Origin of the sequence: Pseudacidovorax sp. (genome assembly GCF_017991995.1) — a bacterium.
GTDB lineage: Bacteria > Pseudomonadota > Gammaproteobacteria > Burkholderiales > Burkholderiaceae_C > Xenophilus.
This window is the reverse complement of record NZ_JAGOPN010000001.1, coordinates 447,821-473,463: the sequence shown is the minus strand read 5'-3', so window position 1 is coordinate 473,463 and position 25,643 is coordinate 447,821. Positions and strand designations below refer to the sequence as shown.

The window sequence follows — 25,643 nt, the reverse complement described above, 5'->3', positions numbered from 1 at the left end:
GGCGATCACTGGGACTGGCCGGGCGCGCCCGGGGCGCCGGTGGCCGGCGTACCGCTCCCATTGGCCGGATCGTTGGTGCCTGTGCTGCCCGTAGCGCCCGTGCCGGCGGCACCTGTACCCGAGCCGCTGCTCCCGCCAGGCGTGTTGGTCGTGCCGGTGCCGGGGGTCGAAGGCAGGCCGTTGGCGGCGGCTGGGTTGGGGTCTGCGGCGTCGGGTGCAGCGCCGCTGGTGCCCGCGGCGTTGCCGCCGATGCCGGTCGAGCCACTGCCGCCGGTTCCGGGCGCCATGCCCGTGGCGCCATCGCTGGCGGGCGGGGGCGCGGACTGGCCCATGGGCGGGGCGGGCTGGCCCGGCGCTTCACCGCCGGTTCGGAAGAACGCGAAGATCGCGCCGATCACCAGCACGATGACGACAAGGATGCTCCATCGCATCGCCCGGTTGTTGTCGCGGTCGCCGGTCAGTTCGGGTCGGGTGGCCATCGGTGTTGCTCCTGGAAGGTTGTCGATGGCCCCCAGGCTGGCGCCGACTCCGCCCCCATGGCGTGGGACGTCTTCCGGGCATCGGTAGTCCAACGCACCCCGACGGTGCACCGCCTCAGCCGGCCAGCAGCTTCTGCACCAACTCTGCCGTGGTCCCGGCGGCGTACTTGCGCATCAACCGGGCGCGATGAATCTCCACCGTGCGATGACTGATGCCGAGCACGCGGCCGATTTCCTTGCTGGTCAGCCCCTGCATCAGGTGGGCGGCCACCTCCCGCTCGCGGGGCGTCAACTCGGCCTTGTCGGCACGGCGCGCGCCCAGGTCCTCGAAGGTCCAGATGCCGGCCTCATGCGGCACTTCCCGGTTGAGGGCACGGCCGGTGACATGGCACCAGAAGGTCTCCCCGGCGCGCATGCCGTGCAGGCCGTCCACGCGCCGCATCATGCGGTTGTCGGCATAGCGGCCGCTGGCGTTGAGCGCCGGCAGCATGCGGCGGCCGATGCGTTCGTACTCGGCCACGCTGGGATACAGCAGCCGGAAGGACTGGCCGACGAGGGCTTCGCGCGTGGCACCGAACATCTCGCACAGCCGCGCGTTGCAGTCCACCATCATGCGCTGGCGAGACAGCACCATGCCCACCGGGGCATGCTCGAAGGCCAGCCGGTAGTCGATGGCCGGGGCGGCCAGGGCAGGGGCCTCGGGTGCGTCCATTACGAAATCCTACGTATGTCCGTACGTAGTATCGTTGCGGGGTTTTCCCTCCTGCATCCCCTCATTTCTTCTTCAAAGCGAGGACCCATGGCGAACAAGATCTATGCCTCCGCCAAGGAGGCGCTGGCCGGCGTCGTTGCCGACGGCCAGACGCTGGCAGTCGGTGGCTTCGGCCTGTGCGGCATTCCCGAGGCGCTGATCGATGCGCTCAAGGAAAGCGGCGTCAAGGACCTGACCTGCATCTCCAACAACGCCGGCGTCGACGGCTTCGGCCTGGGCAAGCTGCTGGAGACGCGGCAGGTCAAGAAGATGGTCGCCAGCTACGTCGGCGAGAACAAGGAGTTCGAGCGCCAGTACCTGGCCGGCGAGCTGGAGCTGGAATTCACGCCCCAGGGCACGCTGGCCGAGAAGCTGCGTGCGGGCGGCGCCGGCATCCCCGCCTTCTTCACCAAGACCGGTGTCGGCACGCTGGTGGCCGAGGGCAAGGAGCTGCGCGAGTTCGATGGCGAGACCTACGTCATGGAGCGCTCGCTGGTGCCCGACGTGGCGCTGGTCAAGGCCGACGTGGCCGACAAGTCCGGCAACCTGCGTTTCCGACTGACGGCCCGCAACTTCAACCCGGCCGCCGCGATGGCCGGCAAGGTCTGCATCGTCGAGGTCGAGAAGATCGTCGAGGTGGGCGAACTGGCACCGGACGACATCCACCTGCCCGGCATCTACGTGCACCGCATCGTGCTCAATGCCACGCCCGAGAAGCGCATCGAGAAGCGCACCGTCAGCGCCGCCGCGCCCGTCGATGCCGCCGCCGCCAAGGTCGAGGCCCAGGCCGTGATCGCGCAGGCGGCCGCCGGCACGGAAGTGCCCGCCACCGTCAAGAACAACGCCAGCAAGTAAAAGAGGAGTTCCCCATGCCCTGGACCCAAGACCAGATGGCCGCTCGCGCGGCCAAGGAGCTGGAAGACGGCTTCTACGTCAATCTCGGCATCGGCATCCCGACGCTGGTGGCCAACTTCGTCGGCGACAAGGAAGTCTGGCTGCAGAGCGAGAACGGCATGCTCGGCATCGGGCCCTTCCCAACGGAAGACCAGGTGGACGCCGACCTCATCAACGCCGGCAAGCAGACCGTGACCACGCTGCCGGGCTCGTCCATCTTCGGCAGCCACGAGAGCTTCGCCATGATCCGCGGCGGCAAGATCAACCTGTCGATCCTGGGCGCCATGCAGGTCAGCGAGAAGGGCGATCTGGCCAACTGGATGATCCCCGGCAAGATGGTCAAGGGCATGGGCGGCGCCATGGACCTGGTGGCCGGTGTCAAGCGCGTGATCGTGTTGATGGAGCACGTGGCCCGCAAGAAGGACGGCACGGAAGATCTGAAGATCCTGCCGCAATGCACACTCCCGCTGACGGGCGTGGGGGTGGTGGACCGTATCATTACCGACCTGGCTGTGCTCGACGTCACCCCCGAAGGGTTGAAGGTGGTCGAGCTGGCCGATGGCGTCAGCTTCGACGCCGTGCAAGCCAAGACGGGAGTCAAGCTCCTGCAGTGAAAGTCAATCGATGAGTGAATGGACCGGCGCCGGTGTGCAGGCGCCCAAGGTGGCCCTGTACTGGGACTTCGAAAACCTGCACGCGGTCCTGACCGACCAGCAGAACGGCCAGGACTACTACCGCGAACACCGGCTCACGGTCCAGATGCCCGTGGCGGAAGTCGATGCCATCGTCGACTACGCCGCCTCGCTGGGCGACGTCATCATCAACCGCGCGTACGCCAACTGGCAGTTCTTCTCGCGCTACCGCGATGCCTTGAACGGCGCCGGCATCGACCTGATCCAGCTCTTCCCGCGCGGCGCCAACATGAAGAACAGCGCCGACATCCGCATGGCGCTGGACGCTTTGTCCGACCTGCACACGCACCCCCACATCACGCACGTCGTGGTGGTCTCGTGCGACAGCGACTTCATCAGCCTGGCCCAGAAGGTCAAGCAGGCCGGCCGCTTCATCGGCGGCGTGGGGGTCGAGGGCAACAGCAACCGCTACTGGGTGGCGAGCTGCAACGAGTTCAAGTTTTATGGCGCGCTGCTCAAGCTGCGTCAGGCCAGCGAGGCGGTGGCGGCCTCGGTACTGGCCATGGAAGGGCAGGGCGAGGGCGGCGAGCCGGGCGAGCCCGCCGATAGCGGCCCCACGGTGCTGACCGTGGAGCTCGCGCGGGAGGCGCTGGTCAAGGCCGTGACCCAGATCATCGCCCGCCAGGGCGAGAACCGCGTGCACTGTGGCGCGCTCAAGTCCTTGATGAAGCGCATGATGCCGGCCTTCGACGAAGGCATGCTGGGCTGCCGCAGCTTCAAGGCCTTTCTGCAACGCTTTCCGGACATCGTCGAGTTCCTGGACGACGAGGGGGGCGGGCACATCGCCCTGACGCCGCAGGCGCTGGCGCACGAATCGGCGGCCGAGGCCGACCGCGACGTCGACGCCTGAGCGAGTCCTTCCCGGGTTTTCCTGCGCCGTTCCCGGCCTGCTTTCGCAGTTGCCGAGGCCCTCGACCGGCCCGGCTGCTGATAGCATCCGGCGCTGTCTCACGCGTCCGCCGCCATGACGTCTTCCGACGATTTCCAAACCATGTTCGATCTTGCGCCAGTCTCGCTCTGGCTCGAGGATTACAGCGGACTCAAGCAGCTTTTCGATCAGTGGCGCAGCGAGGGCGTGATCGACCTCGTCGAATATCTCCAGGCCGACCCGTCGCGCCGGGCGGCCTGCATGGCCAGCATCCGCGTGCTGCAGGTCAACCAGAAGACGTTGAGCCTGTTCGCTGCCGCCAGCCAGGATGAACTGGTCTCGCGCCTGCCGGAAATCTTCCGGGACGACATGTCTGACCGGGTGATCCACGAACTCGCGCAGTTCTGGGACGGACGCACCGAGATCGAGAACCAGACGGTCAACTATGCCCTCGACGGTCGGCGGCTGGACGTCACGGTACGCATCCGCATCCTGCCTGGCCACGAGGCCGATTGGTCGCGAGCGCTCATTTCGCTCGACGACATCACCGCCCGCGTACGCGCCGAGAAGCTGCGCGAAGCCAGCGAGCGCTACGCGCGTGGCCTCTTCGAGCGCTCGCCCGTGTCGCTGTGGGTGGAGGACTTCAGCGGCGTCAAGCGCCTGCTCGACGGGGTGCGGGCGCAGGGCATCCGCGACTTCGGTACCTTCCTCAAGGTGCACCCCGAGTTCGTCGGCCGCTGCGTGCAGGAGATCCGCGTGCTCGACGTCAACGAGGAGACGCTACGCATGCTGGGCGCGCCCGACAAGGCCACGCTGCTGCGCAACCTGCCCAAGGTGTTCCGCGGAGAGATGCACGACTCCTTCGCCGAGCAGCTGCGCGACCTCTGGGACGGCAAGACGCTGCAGCAGCGCGAGGTGGTCAACTACACGCTGGGCGGCGAGCCGGTCTACATCTACATGCAGTTCTCCATCCTGCCCGACCGGCAGGACAACTGGGACCTGGTGCTGCTCTCGCTGGTCGACATCACCGCGCGCCGCCGCGCCGAGGCCTACCTTGAATACCTGGGCACGCACGATGTGCTCACGCAACTGCGCAACCGCACCTTCTACACCGAGGAACTGTTGCGCCTGACGCGCAAGGGCCCCTGGCCCGTGTCCATCCTTGCGCTCGACATGAACGGCCTCAAGCAGGTCAACGACCAGGTCGGCCATGCCGCCGGCGACGCCCTGCTGCGCCGCGCGGGCGAGGTGCTGGCCAAGCTGGTGGACGCGCCCGCGTGCGTGGCCCGGGTGGGCGGCGACGAATTCATCGTGCTGATGCCCGACACCGACGAGCGCGGCGTGCGCAGCGTGCGCGAGCACCTGACCACCCTGGTGGACCTCAACAACCAGTTCTACGGCGGCCCCTCCGGTCACCTGCTGAGCTTCGCCATGGGCGCCGCCACCTGCCAGGCGGGCGAGTCGCTCGAGAACGCGCTGCAGGCCGCCGACCGCGCCATGTACGAGGACAAGGCCCGCCATTACGAGTCGGAGGGCCCGGCGCAGCGCCGGCCCCTCTGAGGCGCCCGCCGGACGCCGTCGCCGCCCTCTGCGCTGAACACCGGCCCTTCTTCCCCCACACCATGCCCCACCGTCTTCCCCGGCCGGCGGTCTGCCACTTTCGCACCGTGGCGGGGGAGCTTCGCTGGGCGGATGCCGCGGCCCAGGCGCTGACCTGCGGCGCGGCCGAACCCGGCATCAAGGCCAAGACCCTGCTGGCCGCCGGCGAGCGCGGCTTCGAGGAGGCCGAGGTGCCTGCCAAGGGGCCCGGCCCGGCCTGCTGGGTGGGCCTTCGCACGCCCAAGGGCCGCGTGCAGGTCGAATTGCGCGGCGAACGCGCAGAGGACGGCAGCGTGCTGTGGACAGCCAGCCGCGGCCCGGGCACCGAGGTGCTGCACCGCCTGGATCCGCTGACCCGCCTGCCGGGCCGCCTGCCATCGCTGCCCGAGCTGTCGGCCGAGCGCAGCGTGCCGCTGGCCCGGCTGGCCGTCATCTACCTCGACCTGGACCGCTTCCGGGAGATCAACGGGCGCTTCGGCCCCTCTGGCGGCGACGCCGTCCTGCTGGAGGTCGTGCACAGGCTGGAACTGGGGTTGCCCGAAGACGCGGCGCTGGCCCGGGTGGGCGGCGACGAGTTCGCGGCCGTGCTGCCCAACGCGGGCTGGCCGGAATGCCAGGGCATCCTCGAGTACTGCCTCGGCCGGCTGGGCGACGACTTCCAGGTCCACGGCCAGCCGCTGACCGTGGGGGCCAGCGTCGGCGTGGCGCTGCGCGAGCAGGAAGGCCCGTCCATCGAGGTGCTGCTGCGCCAGGCCCGCCAGGCCGCCTTCGGTGCCAAGCGGGCCGGGGGCGGGCAGGTCAACTTCTTCGACGCGCAGGAGCATGCGCACGAGCAGCGTCTGGCCCAGCAGCGCCAGCGCATCGCCGAGGGGCTGGACGCGGGCGAGTTCTTCCTCGTCTTCCAGCCCAAGGTCGACATGCAGCGCGGCACCATCGTGGGCATGGAGGCGCTCAGCCGCTGGAACCACGCGCAGCGCGGCGTGCTGATGCCGGCCGAGTTCGTGCCCACCATCGAGGATCACGAACTGTCGGAGCAGCTGGGCGAATGGGCCATCGGCGCCGCCATCGAGGCGGTGCGGCAGTGGGCCGCGCAGGGTCGCCGGCTGTCGGTCAGCGTCAACATCAGCGCCGGGCTGCTGATGCGGGCGGATGTGGTGCGGCGGCTGTCCGCGCTGCTGGAGCGCTTTCCCGAGCGACATGCCGGCGCCCTGGTGCTGGAGATCCTGGAGACCAGCGCCATCCGCGACATCGACCTGGCCGCCAGCTTCATCGAGTCCTGCCGCCAGCTGGGCGTGGACGTGGTGATGGATGACTTCGGCACCGGCTATTCCTCGCTGACCTACCTGCGGCGGCTGCCGGTCAGCGGTCTCAAGCTGGACCAGTCCTTCGTGCGCAACGTGCTCACCGACCCGCAGGACCGCGCCATCCTGCAGGGCGTGATCTCGCTGGCCCGCGCCCTCGGTCTGGAGGTCACCGCCGAGGGTGTGGAAACCCGCGAGCACGGCGAGGCGCTGCTGGCCCTGGGCTGCCACCTGGCGCAGGGCTTCGGCATTGCTCGGCCCATGCCGGCAGCGGAGGTCTTCGGCTGGATCGACGCCTACGAAAGACAGCCGCTGTGGAAGCCGCCGTCGGACAATGCGCCCGCCATGAACAAAGCGCTCCCGCCGTGACGACCGTCCGCCGCCTGATGCCTCGCCTGGGCAGGAAGACGCCGGCCCGTGGGCAGGCCGCCATGCCGGCCTTCGACGACGTGGCATGGCGCCTGCGCGCCAGCCTGGTTGCCGTGGTAGCCCTGCTGGCCGTGGCGGCCAGCGTGGCCATCTGGCTGGCCGTCTCGCACCTGGCGCAGCGCATCGCGCGCGTGAGCGACGAAGACCATCAGCGCGCCAGCACGCGTGCCACGGCCGAGGCCATGTCCAGCCTGCAGCACCAGCGCGAAGCCGCGCTGGCCGGCACGGCGCGCATGCTCCAGCCCGCGGCCAGCGACGAGGAGCGCGCACAGCGCTTCACCGTGCTCGCGTCGAGCCTGGGCACCGTCTTCTCCGCCTCCTTCCTGATCGATGCGCTCGGCCAGCCGCTGGCACGTGCCGATGAGCATGGCGTCCAGGTCATGCCGGCCATCGGCCCCATGGACGACCGGTCCTACTTCCAGGAGGTGATGCGCACCCACAAGCCTGTGCTGTCGCAGCCCATCGCCGGGCGCAACACGGGCCGCGTGTCCATCGTGATGGCGCTGCCGGTGATGGATGGGCAGCGCGTGGTCGCGGTGGTGGCGGGTGTGCTGCGCCTGGACAGCGGCGACGTCGGCCGCATGGCCGTGGGACGGCTGCCCGGGGCCGTGCGCGTGGTCACGGACGACCAGGGCCAGATCCTGAGCCACGACGGTGGCCTGGCCCTGCAGCGCCTGCCGCTGTCGCGGGAGGCGCGCTTCGCGGAGGCCTTCGAGGCCTGGCGGGCGCAGGGCAGCCCGCGCCTCACCGAAGGCTTCGTCACCGTGGCCGGTGGACAGGTGGTGGCGGCCGTGCCCGTGTCGGAGACGCCGTGGCTCATCTGGCAGGCCCGGCCGGTCTCGGGCCTGCAGGGGGGGCTTGACGACGAACTCGAGCACACGCTGCAATGGACCCTCGGCGCCGTACTGCTGGCCGGCCTGTTGAGTTGCGCGTGGATCGTCTGGCGCCTGCGGCCGCTGGGCCGCCTGGTGCGGCGCGTGCAGCGGCTCACCGCGCCCATGGCCGATGCGCAGCCGGGCATGGGGTGGCCGGGCGGTGCGGGCGAACTGGGCCAGTTGTCCACCCTGCTTCGGCTGTGGGCCACCGAACAGGCCGGGCTGGCCCATGCCCACGCCGAGATCCAGACACGCCTGCGCGCCGTGCTCGCCGCCGCGCCCGTGGGCGTGGCCTTCGTGCGCGAGGGCGTGGTCGAGCTGGCCAGCGCCGAATGCTGCCGGTTGTTCGGCAATGACGCGCCGCAGATGCTGGGACGCGCCGCCCACGAGCTGTTCGAGGAAGCCGATGGCTTCCAGCGCTTCCTGCAGGCCGCGCGCGGCGCCGCCGCGCTGGGCGTGCCCTATGGCGGCGACTGGCGCCTGCGGCGCAGCGACGGCCTGGGCTTCTGGGCCAACCTGCGCAGCCGGCCGGTGGACTGGGACGACCTGTCGCTGGGCGAGATCTGGACGGTGGCCGACGTCACCGAGCAGAAGCTGGTGCGCCAGCGCCTGGAGTGGCAGAGCCGGCACGACCCGCTCACCGGTGCGGCCAACCGCATGTTCTTCGACCAGCGCATTGCGCGCGTGATGGGCAACCGGGAGCTGTTCAGCCCCGCGGTGCTGATCTTCATCGACCTCGACCACTTCAAGCCCATCAACGACACGGCCGGCCACCTGGCCGGCGACGAGGTGCTCAAGCAGGTGGTGCAGGCCATTGCGGCGCAGTCGCGTTCGGGCGACCTGGTGGTGCGGCTGGGCGGCGACGAGTTCGCGCTGCTGCTGGAGCAGTGCAGCGGCATGGCGGCTCTGGCGGTGGCCCAGCGCATCCGCGCGGCCGTCCAGGAGATCGTCGTGCCGTGGGAAGAGCAGGAGCTGCGCGTGGGCGCCAGCATCGGCGTGGCCGAGCTGACGCCCGACATCCGCACGGCCCAGGACTGGGTGGCCGCCGCCGACGCCGCCTGCTATGCCGCCAAGACCAGTGGCCGCAACCAGGTGCAGATGTCGCCGCCCCGCGTGGTGCTGCGCTGATCAGGCCGCGGGTGGCAGAAGCCGGGTCTGCTCCCGTTCTGCCACGGTCTTGAGCAGGTTCCACACGGCCAGGATGCGCGGCTGCTGCTTGCCTTCAGCGGGCATCGACATCCAGAAGGTGCGCGTGAAACGCGCCAACGCCGGCAGCACGGGCGCCAGCCGCGCGTCGCCTTCGGCGACGAAGGCCGGCAGCACGGCAATGCCGGCGCCGGCGGCCGCCGCCTCGTGCTGGGCCAGCACGCTGGTGCTGCGCAGCGAGAAGCCATCGGGCCGGTGCAACTCGCCCAGGAAGCGTAGCTCCTTGGAGAAGAGCAGGTCGTCCACGTAGCTGACGAAGGCGTGGCCGCGCAGGTCCTCGCGGCGCGAGATGGGCGCATGGCGCGCCAGGTAGTCGTGCGAGGCGTACAGGCGCAGGCTGTAGTCCGTGAGCCGCGTGGCCACCACCGAGCCCCGCGCCGGGCGCTCCAGCGCGATCACGATGTCGGCCTCGCGCCGCGACAGCTGCAGCAGGCGCGGCAAGGCGAGCAGGTCGATGGTCAGGCGCGGATGGCCTGCGGCGAATGCGGCCAGCGCGGGTGCCAGCACCCGCGTGCCGAAGCCTTCCGTGGCGCCCACGCGCACGGTGCCCGACAGGCCTTCCTGCGGTGCCAGGGCCGGGCTGGTGCGCTCGACCGCGTGAAAGGCGGCCTCCATGGCCTCGGCCTGGGGCTGCAGTTGCCGGCCGGCCTCGGTCAGCCGATGTCCGCCGGCCTCGCGCGTGAAGAGGGCGGCGCCCAGGGCTTTTTCCAGCGCCTGGATGCGGCGCGCGACGGTGGTGTGGTCCACCGCCAGCCGGCGCGCCGCGGCCATCAGCGTGCCGGCGCGGGCGAGTTCGAGGAAGTAGCGCAGGTTGTCCCAGTCCATGGTCTGCAATTTTGCAAAGGCGACGCGAATTTTTGTCTATTGCTGGGGCAAAAGTGCAAAGCTATCCTGCGGCGGATCACATCGGCGGCACAAGCGCCGCCCCATCTGGAGACAAGCCATGACTGCCACCCCCACGCCCGCATCGCGGGTGCCCACCGTCAAACTGCTGATCGGCGGCGAGTTCGTCGAATCCCGCAGCACCGAATGGCGCGACGTGGTCAACCCCGCCACCCAGGAGGTGCTGGCCCGCGTGCCCTTCGCCACGCCCGACGAGGTGGACGCCGCCGTCGCCGCGGCGCAGAAGGCCTTCAAGACCTGGCGCAAGACGGCCATCGGCCAGCGGGCGCGCATCTTCCTGAAGCTGCAGCAGTTGATCCGCGAGCACATGGGCGAGCTGGCCGCCATCCTCACGGCCGAGCAGGGCAAGACGCTGCCGGACGCCGAAGGCGATGTGTTCCGCGGCCTGGAGGTGGTGGAGCATGCGGCCGGCATCGGCAACCTGCAGCTGGGCGAACTGGCCAACAACGTGGCGGGGGGCGTGGACACGTACACGCTGCTGCAGCCGTTGGGCGTGTGCGCCGGCATCACGCCCTTCAACTTCCCGGCCATGATCCCGTTGTGGATGTTCCCGATGGCCATCGCCACGGGCAACACCTTCGTGCTCAAGCCGAGCGAGCAGGACCCGATGGTGACGATGCGCCTGGTCGAGCTGGCGCTGGAGGCGGGCGTGCCGCCCGGCGTGCTGAACGTGGTGCACGGCGGCGAGCAGGTGGTCAACGCCATCTGCGACCACCGCGACATCAAGGCGATCAGCTTCGTGGGCTCGACCAAGGTGGGCACGCATGTCTACAACCGCGCCACGCTGGCCGGCAAGCGGGTGCAATGCATGATGGGCGCGAAGAACCACGCCATCGTGATGCCTGACGCCAACAAGGAGCAGACGCTCAATGCGCTGGCCGGCGCGGCCTTCGGTGCCGCGGGCCAGCGCTGCATGGCGGTGTCGGTGGCGGTGCTGGTGGGCGAGGCGCAAAGCTGGATTCCCGAGCTGGTGGAGAAGGCCAAGACGCTGAAGGTGAGCGCCGGCACGGAGAAGGGCACGGACGTGGGGCCGCTGGTGTCGTGCGCGGCGCGCGACCGGGTGGTGGGGCTGATCGAGCGCGGTGTGGCCGATGGCGCCACGCTGGAGCTGGATGGCCGCAACCCGCAGGTGGCCGGCTACGAGAAGGGCAACTTCGTCGGGCCGACGGTCTTCTCGGGCGTGAAGCCGGGCATGTCGATCTACGACCAGGAGGTGTTCGGGCCGGTGCTGTGCCTGGCCGAAGCGTCGTCGCTGGACGAGGCGATCGAGTTCATCAACGCCAATCCGAACGGCAACGGCACGGCGATCTTCACGCAGTCGGGCGCGGCGGCGCGCAAGTTCCAGGAGGACATCGACGTGGGACAGGTGGGCATCAACGTGCCGATCCCGGTGCCGGTGCCGCTGTTCTCGTTCACGGGATCGCGGGCCTCGAAGCTGGGGGACCTGGGGCCTTACGGCAAGCAGGTGGTGTTGTTCTACACGCAGACCAAGACGGTGACGGCGCGGTGGTTCGACGACTCGACGGTGTCGCAGGGGGTCAATACGACGATTTCGTTGAAGTGAACTTGGTGCTGGGGCCCGGTGCTCGTTGTAAGTCCGACTGTGTGAGTACCGTTGCCATGTCTCCGGTCGTGGTGCGCTCGGTGTTCGAGGCGGGCGCGCCGGCCCGGGCGGCGGTGGGTAACGCGGCGTGCTTCAGTGAGGCGGTCGGCACTGCGTGCCGACTCCCCTGCGATGCTCGCGCACCCGGCCCGCGGCATAACTCGCTGCGCTGCCTGCGGCAGCTCCGCTCAAACAAACGCCGCGAGTCAGATCAAGAAGCAGGCCTGTCCTTCGGCAGGCCTGCGGCCGGATGCACTGCGCTTCTCGGCGCCTCACAGGCGCACACCGCGTTACCCACCGCCGCCCGGGCCGGAACCGAAGCTGCGCGCGAATCCCGGTGTCGACACGTCTGTGTCGGTGTGACCGTTCTGGGCATGGCGGGCGTCGCGGCGGCCCCAGGCGATGGCGTCGGCGCGTCACGTCCGTCGCGCGCCATGCCGAAGGTGTTCTGGACATCCAAGGTCGGGCGACGGCGTAGGCTGCAATCCGTGGCGGGCAGGGGTTGCGGCGTCGGTGGCACATGCGGCCAACCGGCAGGTGATGTCGGGCGCGGACGCCCGTGCCGGCACGATGATGCGCAGCGTCCCTGCGCGCGAGGACCGGCCCGCCGTGGGCGATGTGTGAGGCGGCGAGAAGCGCAGCGAACCCGGCCGCAGGCCTGCCGAAGGACAGGCCTGCTTCGTGAACTGACTCGCGGCAGTTGTTTGAGCGCAGCGTGCCAGCGCGTAGCGAGTTCTGCCGCGGGCCGGGTTCGGGAGCATCGCAGCGGAGTCGGCACGCAGTGCCGACCGCCTCACTCCGAGCCCGCGGCGGGCCGGTTCTCGCGCGCCGCCCCCACCGTACAAATTGCGCCGACCGAGAACGCACAGCCAGTCAATTGCGCACCTGAGCAGACCAAGCCGAGACAACGCGGCACAAACAAGCCGTCCAAGCGCCAAGAGAGACAAGAAGCACCATGGACTTTGAACTGACCGAAGAACAACGCGCCTTCGCCGACACTGCCCGCGACTTCGCCGCCAGCGAGTTCGCGCCCCATGCCGCGCAGTGGGACCGCGAAGCGATCTTCCCGCGCGAGGCCATTGCCAAGGCCGGCGAACTGGGCTTCTGCGGCCTCTATGCGCCCGAGCGCATCGGCGGGCTGGGCCTGCCGCGGCTGGATGCGGCGCTGGTGTTCGAAGAGATGGCTGCGGTCGACCCCTCGACCACGGCCTTCATCACCATCCACAACATGGCGACCTGGATGCTCGGCACCTGGGGCACCGACGCCGTTTGCGCGCACTGGGGCGAAGACCTGACCGCCGGCCGCAAGCTGGCCTCGTATTGCCTGACCGAACCGGGCGCTGGGTCGGACGCCGGCTCGCTCAAGACCCGTGCCGAGCGCGACGGCGACCACTACGCCATCCACGGCGGCAAGGCCTTCATCTCCGGCGCGGGCTCGACCGACGTGCTGGTGCTCATGGCCCGCACCGGCGGCGCCGGGCCGTCGGGCATCTCTGCCTTCGCCGTGCCGGCCGACGCGCCCGGCATCCGCTACGGCAAGAAGGAACACAAGATGGGCTGGAACAGCCAGCCCACCCGCACCATCGACTTCGACGGCGTGCGCATCCCGGCGGACCACCTGCTGGGCCAGGAGGGCGAGGGCTTCCGCATCGCCATGAAGGGGCTGGACGGCGGCCGCATCAACATCGCGACCTGCTCGGTGGGCGCCGCGCAGGGCGCATTGAATGCGGCGCGGCGCTACCTGCACGAGCGCCAGCAGTTCGGCAAGCCGCTGGCCAGCTTCCAGGCCCTGCAGTTCAAGCTGGCCGACATGGCCACAGAGCTGGTCGCCGCCCGGCAGATGGTGCGCCTGGCCGCCAGCAAGCTCGACGCCGGCCATGCCGATGCCAGCACCTATTGCGCGATGGCCAAGCGCTTTGCGACCGACGCCGGCTTCACCGTCTGCAACGAGGCCCTGCAACTGCACGGCGGCTATGGCTACCTGGGCGACTTTCCGCTGGAGCGCCTGCTGCGCGATGCGCGCGTGCACCAGATCCTGGAAGGCACCAACGAGATCATGCGGCTCATCGTCGCGCGCAAGCTGCTCGATGGCGATGCGGATCTGCGCTGACGTCCAGTCACGCCTCGCCGAGCCGCCAAACGAATCCCACTGCAGTCCCGTCCTTGATATCGCCGCGCGCCCTGCGTCGCTAAGCTCCCCGCCCATGACCGAACCTGTCGTCCTCTTCGATTCCCTGCCCACCGCCAATGGCAGACGCTTCGGCGTCGCCACGCTCAATGCGCCGGCGTCCCTCAACTCGCTGTCCGTCGACATGGTGCGGCTGCTCACGCCCCAACTTCGCGAATGGGCGGCCGACGACCAGGTCGTCGGCGTGCTGCTGCAGGCCGCGGGCGAAAAAGCCTTCTGCGCCGGCGGCGACCTGCGCCAGCTCTACCAGACGCTGCTGGATTGCGGCGAGCGCCGCAACGAATACGCCGAGCGCTTCTTCGCCGAGGAATACGAGCTCGACCACCTGATCCACACCTTCCCCAAGCCCTTCCTGTGCTGGGGCCACGGCATCGTCATGGGCGGCGGCGTCGGCCTGATGGTGGGTGCCTCGCACCGCGTGGTGACCGAAGGCAGCCGCATCGCCATGCCCGAGATCAACATCGGCCTGTACCCCGACGTGGGTGGCAGCTGGTTCCTGCGCCGCGCGCCGGGGCGCACGGGCCTCTTCCTGGCGTTGACGGCCGCGCAGATCAACGCCGCCGATGCCATCTTTGCAGGCCTGGCCGACGTGCTGGTGCCGCAGGCACGCAAACCCCAGGTGCTGGAGGCCATCGGCGCCACGGCCTGGCAAGGGCAGGGCGAGGCCGACCGCGCGCTGCTCTCCCGCATCCTCGCCACCGCGGTCGAGGATGCGCCGCGCCTGCCGTCGAAGCTGCGCGAGCACTACGACACCATCGAGTCGCTGATGGCCGGCGACGACCTGCTGGACATCGCCAAGCGGCTGCGTGCCGTGAAGGCCGACGACGCCTGGCTGCAGAACGCTGCCGCCGCCTTCACCAAGGGCGCGCCCAGTTCCATCGCGCTGTCGTGGGAACTCTGGCGCCGTGTGCCCCGCATGTCGCTGGCGGAGGTGTTCCGGCTGGAATATTGGGCTTCGCTGGGCTTCTGCGCGCACAAGGACTTCGCCGAAGGCATCCGCGCCGTGCTGGTCGACAAGGACCGCAACCCCAAGTGGCAGCCGGCCACGCTGGAAGAAATCACCCCTGAGTTCGTGCAGGACCACCTGCGCGAGCGCGGCGACATGGCGCCGGAGCTGGTGCCGCTGCGCTGAGCGGCGGTGGGCGGCTCCTCCGCAGCCGCCGCGCTTGCTCCCAAGGCACCAGCACCGACCACCGCACCCGCAGGCCGGCCTTCTCGTCCGCTGACATCACCCAAGACATCCAAGGAGACACACATGAAGATCGCATTCATCGGCCTCGGCAACATGGGCGGCCCCATGGCCCTGAATCTGCACAAGGCCGGCCATGCCGTCAGCGCCTTCGACCTGTCGGCCGCCGCGTGCGATGCGCTGCGGGCCCAGGGCGTGGCCATTGCCGCGTCGGCCGCCGCCGCAGTGAGCGGGGCCGAGGTGGTGGTCAGCATGCTGCCGGCCAGCGCCCATGTGGCATCGCTCTACCTTGGCGAGGGCGGCCTGCTGGCGCAGATCGCGCCCGGCACGCTGGTCATCGATTCGAGCACCATCGCCGCTGCCACCTCGCGCCAGGTGGCCGAGGCCGGCGCCGCGCGCGGCATCGCCGTCATCGACGCGCCGGTGTCCGGCGGCACGGGCGGCGCCATCGCCGGCACGCTGACCTTCATGGTGGGCGGCAGCGAGGCCGACCTGGCCCGGGCCCGGCCGGTGCTGGAGAAGATGGGCGCCAACATCTTCCACGCGGGCGGCCCCGGCGCCGGCCAGACGGCCAAGATCTGCAACAACATGCTCCTGGGCATCCTGATGATCGGCACCTCCGAGGCCATTGCCCTGGGCGTGGCCAACGGGCTGGATCCGAAGGTGCTCTCCGAGATCATGCGCCGCAGCTCCGGCGGCAACTGGGCGCTGGAGAAGTACAACCCGCTGCCCGGCGTGATGGAGACCGCCCCGGCCTCCAAGGGCTACGCCGGTGGCTTCGGCACCGACCTGATGCTCAAGGACCTGGGCCTGGCGCAGGAGAACGCCATGGCCGTCAAGGCCAGCACGCCGCTGGGCGGGCTGGCGCGCAGCCTCTATGCGGCGCACAGCCTGGCGGGGCATGGTGCGCTGGACTTCTCCAGCGTGATACGGATGGTGCAGAAGGGCTGACGCCCGGGTCAGCGCCACAGGCGGCGCGAGGCTGCCGAAGCCCATCCTGCAGCGGCCGCATCCGGGCATCGGTTCGAAGGCATTCCCGCCCGGCACGCCCGGCATTTCCCTGCGGCTCGCGTTGCGTGGCGGGAGCCGCTGCGCAGACTGCTCCCTCCCACGCCTCTTTGTGTCGCTGCCCTTTGCAGGCGCGGCGCGCACTGTTTTGCGCAGTTTCCGCACCGCTCGGTTCGAATCCTCGGCGTAGCGCCGCCCGGCGCTCCATCGCTGCTGCATGCGTGCGCCGCATCAAAGCGCTTGCGCGCGCAACCTCATCCCATCTATTATTAGGTTAGTACCTTATGAAAAAGACCAGATCAAGTTTCGCGAGTGAACCGCTGTACCGGCAGGTCAGCGTGACGCTGCTCGAGCAGATCAAGTCTGGCGTGCGCTCCGTCGGCACCGTTTTGCCCAAGGAAATCGATCTTGCACAGGAGCTTGGGGTGAGCCGCGTCACGCTTCGGCAGGCGCTCGACATCCTCGAAAAGGGTGGGGTGGTCCAGCGTGTACGTAAGGTAGGAACCAAAGTCATCGCCGCTGCGATGGCCGATGCCTACGTGCAGCAGATGGACGGCCTCGAACACGCCCTGAGGCTGGCTGGCCAGACTGCCATGCGTATCCATGGCCATGCCACGGTCAAGGGAGAGCCCGACACCGGCCTCGTCGGCGTGCCGAGCAGCACCGGCTACTGGCTCGCGATCGACGGTGTCCGCCACATGCAGGGAGCCAGCACGCCGTGCACCTGGACCCGTGTCTATGTCGACAACAAATACGCGGGCATCACGCCCTTCCTGGCCGAGGAGGTCGACGGCGTCTACACGCTCGTCGAGAAGGTGTACGGGCTTGCGGTGCACAGCATCCGGCACTGCGTCTCGGCCTGTGCGCTGAATGCAGACGCCGCCGCTGCGCTGGGCCTGCCCGAAGGTGCGCCTGGGCTCCAGGTGCAGGCATGGCTCTATGCACCGGGGGATGTGCTGATCGAGTACGTGCGCTCCATCCACAACCCGGCACTCATTTCCATCGAACTCAAAAGCCATCGGGCACCCGCCTGAGGCGCTCATCCATCCAAAGGAACACGACATGCAACTCATCCAGATCCCCGCCGGCGACGGCTTTTCATTGCCTGCCCTCCACGTGCCCACCGCCTCCGGCACCGGGCGTCCCCTGGTGCTGATCCAGGAGATCTTCGGCATCAACGATGCCATGGAGCAGGCCGCACAGGCCTGGGCCCTGGAGGGCTTCGAGGTCCTGTGCCCGGATCTGTTCGCCAGGCAGCAGCCGGGCGTGCGGCTGGATCCCCGCGTGCCCGCGCAGTTCCAGCAGGGCATTGCGCTCATGCAGGGCATGGACTTCGAACGCGCCGTCCACGACCTGGATGCCGCGCGCCAATGGTTCCAGGCCCAGGGCCGCGGCGACAAGGTCGGCGCGCTTGGCTACTGCCTGGGCGGACGGTTGGCCGTGATGATGGCGCTGTCCACGCCGATCGCTGCAGCCGTGAGCTACTACGGCGTCGGTCTGGAGGATCTGCTGCCGGCCCAGCGCGTCGATGCGGCCCCTTGCCTGCTTCACATCGCGGAGCTCGACGGGTTCGTGCCGCCCGCAGCACGCGAGACCATCCTGGCGCGGGCAGCGCTGCAGGACCGGATGCCGGCCCACGTCTACACGGGTTGCGACCACGCCTTCGCCCGCCCGGGCGGCGAGCATTTCGACGCCGAGGCCGCTGCACTCGCGCGCACGCGGACGCTGGCCTTCCTGGCAGCCTGAAGCGGATGTCGGACATGGCCGGGTCTCCCGGATCCCTCGAAGGTCGCGTCGTCGTCGTGACCGGCGCCGCGCAGGGCATTGGCCTGGCCGTGGCGCATCGCTTTGCGCGCGAGGGTGCGGCCATCGCCATGGTGGACGTGGATGGCGCTCGGCTGCGCGAGGCGGCGGCGCAGGTCCAGGCGACCGGTGTGCCGGTGCTGGAATGCGTGAGCGACGTCGCCCAGGCCGAGGCCCTGCAGGAGGCGGCCGAGGCGACCCGCGCGCGCCTGGGGCCCTGCGACGTGCTGGTCAGCAACGCTGGCATCCTCCTGCGCAGCGCGTTGGACGAGCCCGGCAGCCTTGCCAACTGGCGCCGCACGTTGGCCGTCAACCTCGACGGATGCTTCCACGCCGCCTGGGCCTTCGCGCCGCAACTGCGGCAGACGCGTGGCTGCATCGTCAATGTGGCGTCGATCCACGCATTCGTGGCCGTGCGCAATTCGGCGGCCTACACCGCGTCCAAGGGCGGCGTGAAGCAGCTGACCCAGGCCCTGGCGCTCGAACTCGGCGGCGACGGCGTCCGGGTGAATGCCGTGGCGCCGGGCATCACGGAAACCGACATGACGGAAGGCACCCGCCGCGATCCCAAGGCGCTCTCCGCCTTCCTGGAGCGCGTGCCGCTCCATCGCACGGTCCTGCCGGCCGATGTGGCCCATGCCGTTCATTTCCTCGCCTCGGACCAGGCTGCCTGCATCACGGGTGTGACGCTGCCGGTCGATGGCGGGTACTGCGCCATCTGAACGCGCGGCTGTCCGATTTCCGTCAACCCTGAACCTGGAGTTTCCATGCTCACTCGCCGCCGACTCGTCGCCACCGGATCCGCCGCCCTGGTGCTGCCGCCCCTGGCCATCACTTCAGCACGGGCGCAGCCCGCACCCCTGAAGTCCACCCGGATCGTCGTGGGTTACGCCCCCGGTGGCACCACCGACCTGGTGGCACGCCGGGTGGCCGAGAAATTGGGCGGCAGCTTTGCCGAGACCGCCATCGTGGACAACCGGTCGGGCGCCGGCGGACAGATCGCCTGCATGGCGGTCAAAGGCGCGGCGCCCGATGGCCAGACGCTGCTGTGCACGCCGTACTCGTGCATGGTGATCTTCCCCTTCGTCTACAAGAAGCTGGGCTACGACCCGGTGGCCGACTTCGTGCCCGTGGGCATCGCCGCCACCACCACACAGGCCATGGCCGTCGGCCCGATGGTTCCGGCGTCGGTCAAGACGCTGCCGGACTACGTGGCTTGGGTCCGGGCCAATCCGCAGTTCGCCAGCTACGGCTCGCCGGCCGCGGGCTCGACCTCGCACTTCCTGGGCGCGCTGCTGGGGCTCGAATCCAAGCTGCCGCTGGTCCAGGTTCCTTACCGGGGCGCCGTGCCCGGTATTGCCGATGTGGTGGCAGGCCAGATCCCGGTGATGTTCACCACGACGGGCGATCTGCTGCCGCATTACAAGGCCGGCAAGTTGCGCCTGCTGGGCACTTCGGGGCCGCGGCGGACGGTCTTCACGCCCGAGGTGCCGACCTTTGCGGAGCAGGGCTTCCCGATGCTCAGCAGCGAGGAATGGTTCGGCTTCTATGCACCGGCGGGAACGCCGGCCAGTGTGGTGAAGAACGCCAACGAGGCCCTGCGCCTTGCCATGGCGAACCGTGCCGTCGTCGACTCGCTGGCGGGCGTGGGTCTCGTGGCCTCCGTGTCGTCGCCGGAGGAGATGGCCGAATCGCAGCGGGCGCAGACCGAGCGCTGGGGTCCGCTGGTGCGCAAGATCGGCTTCACCGCGGAGTCGTGAGCCGCTGCCGTCGGCCGGGGGAGGACGCTGAGTCGCGGGCGGTCCAAGGCGCCGACTTCCGCCGCAACAGAGGCTACCGTGGCAAACCGTCGGCGCCCTCGATGCCGGCCCAGCCCGCATCCGGATACCGCGCGCCGGCGGCCGACCCGGGCGAGAAAAGCCGGTCCAGCGCCGCCATCTGCGCGCTGTCGAGCACCACGCCTGCGGCGCCGACGTTCTGCGTCAGATGCGTCTGCCGCCGCGCTCCCGGGATCGGCAGCACGTGGGGGCCGCGGTGCAGCGCCCAGGCCAAGGCCAGTTGCGTGGCGGGCAGATCCCATTGCGCCGCCAGCGCCTTCAGGGCCTCCACCTGCCGCCGGTTGGCCTCGGCCGCTTCGCCGTTGAAGCGGGGCAGGGCCCGGCGGAAGTCGCCTTCCTCCAGTTCCGACGCTGCCGGCAGGGCGCCCGTCAGCATGCCGCGGCCCAGCGGGCTGTAGGCGACGAGAGCGACGCCCAACTGCTGGGTGAGCGGCAGCAGCTCGGTCTCCAGCCCGCGTTCCCAGAGGGAGAACTCGCTCTGCAGCGCAGCCACCGGATGGACCGCATGGGCGCGGCGCAGGCTCTCCGGGCCGATCTCCGAGAAGCCGATGGCCCGCACCTTGCCCTCGGCCACCAGCTGCGCCATCGCGCCGGCCACGTCCTCGATGGGCACTGCGGTGTCGCGCCGGTGGCAGTAGTAGAGGTCGATGCGGTCCGTGCCCAGCCGCCGCAGCGAGGCCTCGCAGGCCGCACGGATGTAGGCCGGCGTGTTGTCGATGCGCCGCTCGTAACGGCCCGGCTCGCGCACGATGCCGAACTTGGTGGCCACGGTCAGCCGCTGGCGGTCGGCGGCGGCGAGGCCGGCGAGCAAGCGGCCCACCAGTTGCTCGTTGTGGCCGAAGCCGTAGGTGTCGGCGGTGTCGAAATGCTGGACGCCGAGGTCGACTGCGGCGCGCAGCGTGGCAAGCGATTCGGCGTCGTCGGTGGCGCCGTAGAACTCGCTCATGCCCATGCAGCCGAGGCCGACGGGGAAGACCGGGCGGCCGGCGAGCGGGCGCGGTGCGGCAGAAACGGGATCGGAAGGGGCGGGGCGGATGCTCATGAAAGCCTCATGGAAGAAAGACGGCGGGCCCCCTGGCTGGCGGGCCAGGCACCGGCCTGGATGGAACTGACGCCAGCGCGGCGCGCACACCAGCACGCTGGACAGGTCTGCATCGTCGTCCGCAGGCGCCAGCGTGGCAATCCAGCGCAGGCTGCATGGCCCATGCAGCGCCGCTTCACAATCCGGCCCCATGACGCCGTCGCCACCCGACCTTCGCCAGCTGCGCGCCTTCGCCGCGGTGGCCGAACTGCAGAGCTATCGCCGCGCCGCCGCCCGCCTGGGCGTCACGCCCTCGGCGGTGAGCCAGTCGGTGCGGGCGCTGGAAGAAGCGCTGGGACAGCCGCTGGTGCAGCGCACCACGCGCAGCGTCGCGCCCAGTGCCGTCGGCCTGCAACTGCTGGCACGTCTGCGACCCCATCTCGACGGGCTGGAGGCCGCCTGGCAGTCCGCGCACGAGGCCGCGGGCGAGCCCGCCGGGCTGCTGCGCCTGAACATGCCCCGCAGCGCCGCACAACTGATCATGGAGCCGGTCATGTCCGCCTTCCTCGCCGCTCACCCGCGCATCGCGCTGGAGTTGCAGACGCAGGATGGCTTCCTGGACATCGTGGGCGCCGGCTGCGACGCCGGCATCCGTTTCGAGGAGGCGGTGCCGCGCGACATGGTGGCCCTGCCGATGGGCGGTCCGCAGCGCTTCGTGGTGGTCGGCACGCTGGCGCTGGCGGCCGCGGACGGCGCGCCTGAGGACCCCTGGGCGCTGCTGGCCCGGCCCTGCATCCGCCAGCGCTTTCCGCACGGCGAGCTCTATCACTGGGAGTTCGCCCGCGGCACCGAGCGCGTGGCGCTGGACGTGCCGGGTCGGCTGACGGTCGACGACCAGCCGCTCGCGCTGCAGGCCGCGCTCGACGGCGCCGGCTGGGCCTATGTCTACGAGGCGATGGCCGCGCCGCACCTGCGCAGCGGCCGGCTGGTGGCCGTGCTGGACGACTGGTGCCCGCCGGGCACCGGCTTCCAGCTCTACTACCCGGGCCGGCGCCAGACCTCGCCGGCCCTGCGGGCCTTCATCGACTGGTGGCGCGCGGAGGGCGAGCGGCTGCTCCGCACGGACCGGGCGGCGCCGGCCTGAGCAGCCGCGACCGGCTCGGTCGCGTCGAAGAAGAGGCCTCCGGCGACCATCTGCGGCCCATCAGTCGAAGGAGACGCCGAAGCCCACCCGGGCGATGGCCTTGCTGCCGCCCGTGCCCCAGCCGACGCCGGCATGCAGCGTCGTGCGGCCGTCGTCCGAGCGACGCAGGAGGTTCATGCCCACCCCCGCCTGGCCGTTGTAGCTCGCCACCGACCCGGTCAGGTGATAGCGCCGCTGGTCCATCGGCGTGACGACGGCCATCGCCGCAGCCGCCGCGATGCCGCCCGACAGGGCGGAGCCCTGGCGGCTGAGCTGATCCTGCAGCCGGTCGACCCGGCTCTGCAGGACCCCGGTGGACGCATTCAAGGCCTCCACGGCACGGTTGGTGGCGTAGAGCTGGCTGCCATTGACGGCGTCCGTGCTGGCGGGGCTCAACTGGCCTGCCGCCACGTTCTGGACCTGGCGCTCGCTGCCGTTGCTCCCGACCGAGACCGCCCCGGCCGGGCTGCCGCCCGCGAAGGCGTAGTCGCTGCCGGCGATCCGCGTGCCCGGCGTGGCCACGGTCGGGCGGGTCTGGCTGCCGGCGCCCAGGGCCACACTGTTGGGGGTGTCGGCCGTGGCGGATTCGCCGAGGGCCACCGACCCGGCACCGGAGGCCGACGCGTTGTGCCCGACGGCGACGGCGCCCGCGCCGGCTGCGCTGGTGTTCTGGCCGACGGCCAGCGCCTGGCCCCCGGCGGCGCTGGCGTCGGGCCCCACCGCCATGCTGCCCGTGCCGGTGGCGCCCGATGTGGCGGCCGAGGCATTGCCGGCGGCGCCGGCGTTGACGTTGAGGTACGACGTGTCGTTCACATTCACCCATCGGCCGCTGGTCCACACCATGAGCCCGGGTGCCAGGCCATTGCCCGAGGTGGTGTTGTAGACCACCATGCCATCGACGGGCTGGCTGCCCGCCAGGCCCCAGGTGCTGCTGTCGGTCAGGGGAATACGGGTGAACAGAAGACCGCGGCTGTTGCTGTCCATTTCGAGCAATGCGCCGGGATTGGCCGGCGCCACGCCGCTGTCGCTGATCACGATCTGTGCGCCGGCGGCCCCGCAAATCAATGCGCCCCCCAGAAGAATTGCCAGCGGTTTGCGCGCTGCGCCGACCGCCAATAAGACGTCTATTTTCTTTTTGTCAAAAAGCCTAAAAGCACATGGCTTCATGAGTGCACTCCCGGAAAGCCGGGAATGGTAGTGCGCCGCATTGCTCACTCGGAGTGGGCTTTCCATGCCAAGGAAGCTTACGTGAACAATTCTTTAAGCTTCACTGTTGCATTGACAGTTGGTTATCAGTCGTTTGGGCTTGCCGTCTTTTTTGAGCGTCAGTCGATCCATGGATATTCAGGGCCCGGCGGCGGAATAGGGACGCTGAATCGGCGACCGGTTCAAAGCTGCAAGACCACCTTCTGCCCGCAGGCCCGCGAGCAGCAGCTCATCATCTTGCGGTTCTCCTCGCGCTCGGCGCGGGTCAGCACGCGGTCGCGGTGGTCGATGTCCCCCTCGATGACCGTCACCTCGCAGGAGCCGCACAGGCCTTCCTCGCAATCGCTCTGCACGTCGATGTTGGCGGCGCGCAGGGCCTGAAGCAGCGTCTGGTCGGCCCGCACGGCGATGGTCAGGCCCGAATCCTTCAGTTCGGCGTCGAAGCCATGCTCCTGGCTCGGGTCCAGCGTGCCGAGCGTGGAGGCGAAATGCTCCACGCGCAGGCTGTCCTCGGGCCAGTGGGCGGTGTGGGCAGCCAGCGCATCGAGCAGGCGCGTGGGGCCGCAGGCATAGACCTGCGTGCCGGGCATCGGCACGCGCAGCAGTTCGGCCAGGTCCAGCCGCCGGCCTTCGTCGCCCGCGTGCAGGTGCAGCCGCTCGCCGTGCAGTGCCTGCAACTCGTCCACCATCGCCATCGTGGCGCGCCGACGGCCGCAGTAGTGGAGGTCGTAGGGAATGCCCAGCGCCTGCGCCCGCCGCGCCATGGCGCTGATCGGCGTGATGCCGATGCCGCCAGCAATCAGCACCAGGCGCTTCGCCCCTTCGTCGAGCCGGAAGTGGTTGCGCGGGCCGCGGATGCGCAGGCGGACGCCTTCGTGGGCATGGGCATGCATCCAAGCCGAGCCGCCCCGGCTCTCTGCCTCCAGCAGCACGGCGATCTCGAAGGCAAGGGCATCGTCGGGGTCGCCGCACAGCGAATACTGGCGCGACAGCCCCGTTTCGCCGCACTCCACGTCGATGTGCGCGCCGGGCGACCAGCGGGGCAGGGTCCCGCCATCGGCCGCCACCAGGCGCAGGCGGACGATGCCCTCGGCCGCCGGCTCGGCACGCTCGACGACCACGGGCCGCGTCAGCGCATGGCCCGTGGGCTCGCCGATGCGCACCGGCGCGCGCTCGCCATCGCGGGCGACCGGATCGCGGCGCTCGGGGTTGGCCGTCGGATCCCATTCCACCCACAGGTGCTCGGGGCCGCGGAAAGAGGTGTTGGGCACGTAGCTGAACTGCTGCGCGGCCAGGCGCATGTGCGGCAGCCGGCGGGTGAACTCCTCCAGGAAGACCTGCATCTCCATGCGCGCCAGGTTCTTGCCCATGCACTGGTGGGAGCCGTAGCCGAAGGTCAGGTGGTCGCTGGCGTTGTCGCGGCGGATGTCGAACAGGTCGGCATCGGCGAAGTGGCGCTCGTCATGGTTGGCGGACGAGGTGACGATCAGCAGCTTGCTGCCCGCCGGGATGGCGATGCCGCCGACGGTGACGTCCTTGGTCGCCAGCCGGCGCCAGGCGGCGACCGAGCCGTTGTGGCGCAGGCATTCCTCGACGGCGTTGGGGATCAGGCCCGGGTCTTCGCAGATTTCGCGCCAGGCGGTGGGATGCTGCAGCAGCAGCTTCATCGCATTGGCCGTGGCGTTGGCCGTGGTCTCGTGGGCGGCGACGATGCCGGCCATCATCATGGAATGCAGGTAGGAGTCGGTCACGACCTCCGGCAGTTGCTTCTGCATGCGGATGCCGTACTGCATCCAGCCCGGTGCGTCGGGGTCGGCGCGCATCTTGTCGAGCACCTGGCCCGCGTACTGCCAGAAGTTGCCCACGGCATGGGCCACGGCCACCTGTTCCTCCGGCTTCGGCCGGCCCCAGGTGTTGACCGTGTGGGCGATGGAGTACTGGCGCAGCGTGTCCATGTCCTCCTCGGGCACGCCCAGGAAGTGCAGGGCGACGGTGAGCGGCACCTCCCAGAGCATCTGGTCCACCAGGTCGGCGCGGCCGTCGTCGATGAAGCGGTCGACGTACTCGCGCGCCAGCTGGCGCACCAGCGGCTCGTGGTGCTTCAGGTGCTCGGGCGTGAAGGGCTCCATCAGCGCACGGCGGCGCGGCATGTGGGCCGGCTCGTCCTCGTTGACCAGCGTGCGGTTGAGGGCGAAGCCGTAGCTGGCCAGCACCGCGTTGGCCTCGGGCCCGGTGGGCGTGATCTTCTCCAGCGCGATGGAGGGGCTGAAGGTGAGGTTGTCCCGGAAGATCGCCTTGATGTCCTCGTAGCGCGTCACCACCCAGTAGCCCAGCAGCGGGCTGTAGAAGACGGGCTCCTGCTCCCGGGCCCAGCGGACGTACTCGGGCGGGTCCTGCTGGTAGCCGTCGCTGAAGGGATCGAAGGCGGCGGCGCCATGGCTGACCGGGCAGCCATTGGGCGCGGCCGGTGCGGGCGCGGCGGCATGGGCGAAGGGGCAGCCGCCGGCAGGAGCGGAAGCAGGGGCGTCGGCGGTCGAGGCAGTCATTCGGCAACTCCGGAAAGCGAAACGCCCGCGCTATCCCGGAAGACAGCGCGGGCGCCGGTGA

General features: G+C 69.9%; 21 protein-coding genes. 15 read left to right on the top strand and 6 right to left on the bottom strand.

Features of this window, described 5'->3' with window-relative positions; genetic code table 11:
* Nucleotides 1-5: 5 nt before the first annotated feature.
* Together KBC94_RS02190 and KBC94_RS02185 are read right to left on the bottom strand one after the other, a co-directional pair.
* Nucleotides 6-479, bottom strand: coding sequence for a hypothetical protein (locus KBC94_RS02190; RefSeq protein ID WP_294365827.1), 474 nt, complete (start codon nucleotides 477-479; stop codon nucleotides 6-8).
* Between the two features lie 115 nt (nucleotides 480-594).
* Nucleotides 595-1,191, bottom strand: a complete 597-nt coding sequence (locus KBC94_RS02185) for a PAS and helix-turn-helix domain-containing protein (RefSeq protein ID WP_294365826.1) — start codon at nucleotides 1,189-1,191, stop codon at nucleotides 595-597.
* Between the two features lie 87 nt (nucleotides 1,192-1,278).
* On the opposite strand from KBC94_RS02185, the gene KBC94_RS02180 reads away from it, so the two are divergent.
* From KBC94_RS02180 to KBC94_RS02155, 6 genes are all read left to right on the top strand, one after another.
* The gene (locus KBC94_RS02180; protein WP_234191958.1) at nucleotides 1,279-2,085 is read left to right on the top strand and encodes a CoA transferase subunit A; all 807 of its coding nucleotides are present in this window, start codon (nucleotides 1,279-1,281) and stop codon (nucleotides 2,083-2,085) included.
* A gap of 14 nt (nucleotides 2,086-2,099) precedes the next feature.
* Nucleotides 2,100-2,738, top strand: coding sequence for a 3-oxoacid CoA-transferase subunit B (locus tag KBC94_RS02175; RefSeq protein WP_017758629.1), 639 nt, complete (start codon nucleotides 2,100-2,102; stop codon nucleotides 2,736-2,738).
* A gap of 10 nt (nucleotides 2,739-2,748) precedes the next feature.
* Nucleotides 2,749-3,666: an NYN domain-containing protein gene (locus KBC94_RS02170; RefSeq protein ID WP_017758628.1), complete on the top strand. Its 918-nt coding sequence runs from the start codon at nucleotides 2,749-2,751 to the stop codon at nucleotides 3,664-3,666.
* A 141-nt stretch (nucleotides 3,667-3,807) separates the two neighbouring features.
* Nucleotides 3,808-5,244, top strand: coding sequence for a diguanylate cyclase (locus tag KBC94_RS02165; RefSeq protein ID WP_294365822.1), 1,437 nt, complete (start codon nucleotides 3,808-3,810; stop codon nucleotides 5,242-5,244).
* 62 nt (nucleotides 5,245-5,306) lie between these two features.
* Nucleotides 5,307-6,953 (top strand): bifunctional diguanylate cyclase/phosphodiesterase, encoded by a 1,647-nt coding sequence (locus KBC94_RS02160; protein ID WP_294365819.1) that lies wholly within the window; start codon nucleotides 5,307-5,309, stop codon nucleotides 6,951-6,953.
* On the top strand, nucleotides 6,950-9,016 hold the full coding sequence (locus KBC94_RS02155) for a diguanylate cyclase (RefSeq protein WP_294365817.1): 2,067 nt from the start codon (nucleotides 6,950-6,952) through the stop codon (nucleotides 9,014-9,016). Before KBC94_RS02160 ends, KBC94_RS02155 begins: the two co-directional genes overlap by 4 nt.
* On the opposite strand, the gene KBC94_RS02150 is transcribed toward KBC94_RS02155, so the two are convergent.
* Nucleotides 9,017-9,919, bottom strand: a complete 903-nt coding sequence (locus KBC94_RS02150; RefSeq protein ID WP_294365815.1) for a LysR family transcriptional regulator — start codon at nucleotides 9,917-9,919, stop codon at nucleotides 9,017-9,019.
* A gap of 118 nt (nucleotides 9,920-10,037) precedes the next feature.
* Between KBC94_RS02150 and KBC94_RS02145 the strand changes: the two genes are divergently transcribed.
* From KBC94_RS02145 to KBC94_RS02110, 8 genes are all read left to right on the top strand, one after another.
* Complete coding sequence (locus tag KBC94_RS02145; RefSeq protein WP_294365813.1) at nucleotides 10,038-11,561, top strand: CoA-acylating methylmalonate-semialdehyde dehydrogenase; 1,524 nt, start codon at nucleotides 10,038-10,040, stop codon at nucleotides 11,559-11,561.
* A 994-nt stretch (nucleotides 11,562-12,555) separates the two neighbouring features.
* A complete protein-coding gene (locus KBC94_RS02140; RefSeq protein WP_294365811.1) occupies nucleotides 12,556-13,710 on the top strand; it encodes an acyl-CoA dehydrogenase family protein in 1,155 nt (384 codons plus the stop codon).
* 94 nt (nucleotides 13,711-13,804) lie between these two features.
* Nucleotides 13,805-14,920 carry an enoyl-CoA hydratase/isomerase family protein gene (locus KBC94_RS02135; protein WP_294365809.1) on the top strand — a complete coding sequence of 372 codons (1,116 nt, stop codon included), beginning with the start codon at nucleotides 13,805-13,807 and terminating at the stop codon, nucleotides 14,918-14,920.
* A gap of 123 nt (nucleotides 14,921-15,043) precedes the next feature.
* Nucleotides 15,044-15,928 carry a 3-hydroxyisobutyrate dehydrogenase gene (gene mmsB / locus KBC94_RS02130; protein WP_294365808.1) on the top strand — a complete coding sequence of 295 codons (885 nt, stop codon included), beginning with the start codon at nucleotides 15,044-15,046 and terminating at the stop codon, nucleotides 15,926-15,928.
* A 341-nt stretch (nucleotides 15,929-16,269) separates the two neighbouring features.
* The gene (locus KBC94_RS02125; RefSeq protein WP_294365807.1) at nucleotides 16,270-17,019 is read left to right on the top strand and encodes a GntR family transcriptional regulator; all 750 of its coding nucleotides are present in this window, start codon (nucleotides 16,270-16,272) and stop codon (nucleotides 17,017-17,019) included.
* Nucleotides 17,020-17,047: 28 nt separating this feature from the next.
* Nucleotides 17,048-17,731 carry a dienelactone hydrolase family protein gene (locus KBC94_RS02120; protein ID WP_294365804.1) on the top strand — a complete coding sequence of 228 codons (684 nt, stop codon included), beginning with the start codon at nucleotides 17,048-17,050 and terminating at the stop codon, nucleotides 17,729-17,731.
* Nucleotides 17,732-17,745: 14 nt separating this feature from the next.
* A complete protein-coding gene (locus KBC94_RS02115) occupies nucleotides 17,746-18,510 on the top strand; it encodes an SDR family NAD(P)-dependent oxidoreductase (RefSeq protein WP_294365801.1) in 765 nt (254 codons plus the stop codon).
* 45 nt (nucleotides 18,511-18,555) lie between these two features.
* Nucleotides 18,556-19,548 (top strand): Bug family tripartite tricarboxylate transporter substrate binding protein, encoded by a 993-nt coding sequence (locus KBC94_RS02110; RefSeq protein ID WP_294365799.1) that lies wholly within the window; start codon nucleotides 18,556-18,558, stop codon nucleotides 19,546-19,548.
* 73 nt (nucleotides 19,549-19,621) lie between these two features.
* Here KBC94_RS02110 and KBC94_RS02105 read toward each other — a convergent pair whose 3' ends face one another.
* On the bottom strand, nucleotides 19,622-20,668 hold the full coding sequence (locus KBC94_RS02105) for an aldo/keto reductase (RefSeq protein WP_294365797.1): 1,047 nt from the start codon (nucleotides 20,666-20,668) through the stop codon (nucleotides 19,622-19,624).
* A 190-nt stretch (nucleotides 20,669-20,858) separates the two neighbouring features.
* Here KBC94_RS02105 and KBC94_RS02100 point away from each other — a divergent pair, with 190 nt between their 5' ends.
* On the top strand, nucleotides 20,859-21,791 hold the full coding sequence (locus tag KBC94_RS02100; RefSeq protein ID WP_294365795.1) for a LysR family transcriptional regulator: 933 nt from the start codon (nucleotides 20,859-20,861) through the stop codon (nucleotides 21,789-21,791).
* Nucleotides 21,792-21,851: 60 nt separating this feature from the next.
* Here KBC94_RS02100 and KBC94_RS02095 read toward each other — a convergent pair whose 3' ends face one another.
* Nucleotides 21,852-22,865 (bottom strand): hypothetical protein, encoded by a 1,014-nt coding sequence (locus tag KBC94_RS02095; protein ID WP_294365793.1) that lies wholly within the window; start codon nucleotides 22,863-22,865, stop codon nucleotides 21,852-21,854.
* Nucleotides 22,866-23,218: 353 nt separating this feature from the next.
* Nucleotides 23,219-25,582 carry a cytochrome P450/oxidoreductase gene (locus KBC94_RS02090; protein WP_294365791.1) on the bottom strand — a complete coding sequence of 788 codons (2,364 nt, stop codon included), beginning with the start codon at nucleotides 25,580-25,582 and terminating at the stop codon, nucleotides 23,219-23,221.
* Between the last annotated feature and the right edge of the window lie 61 nt (nucleotides 25,583-25,643).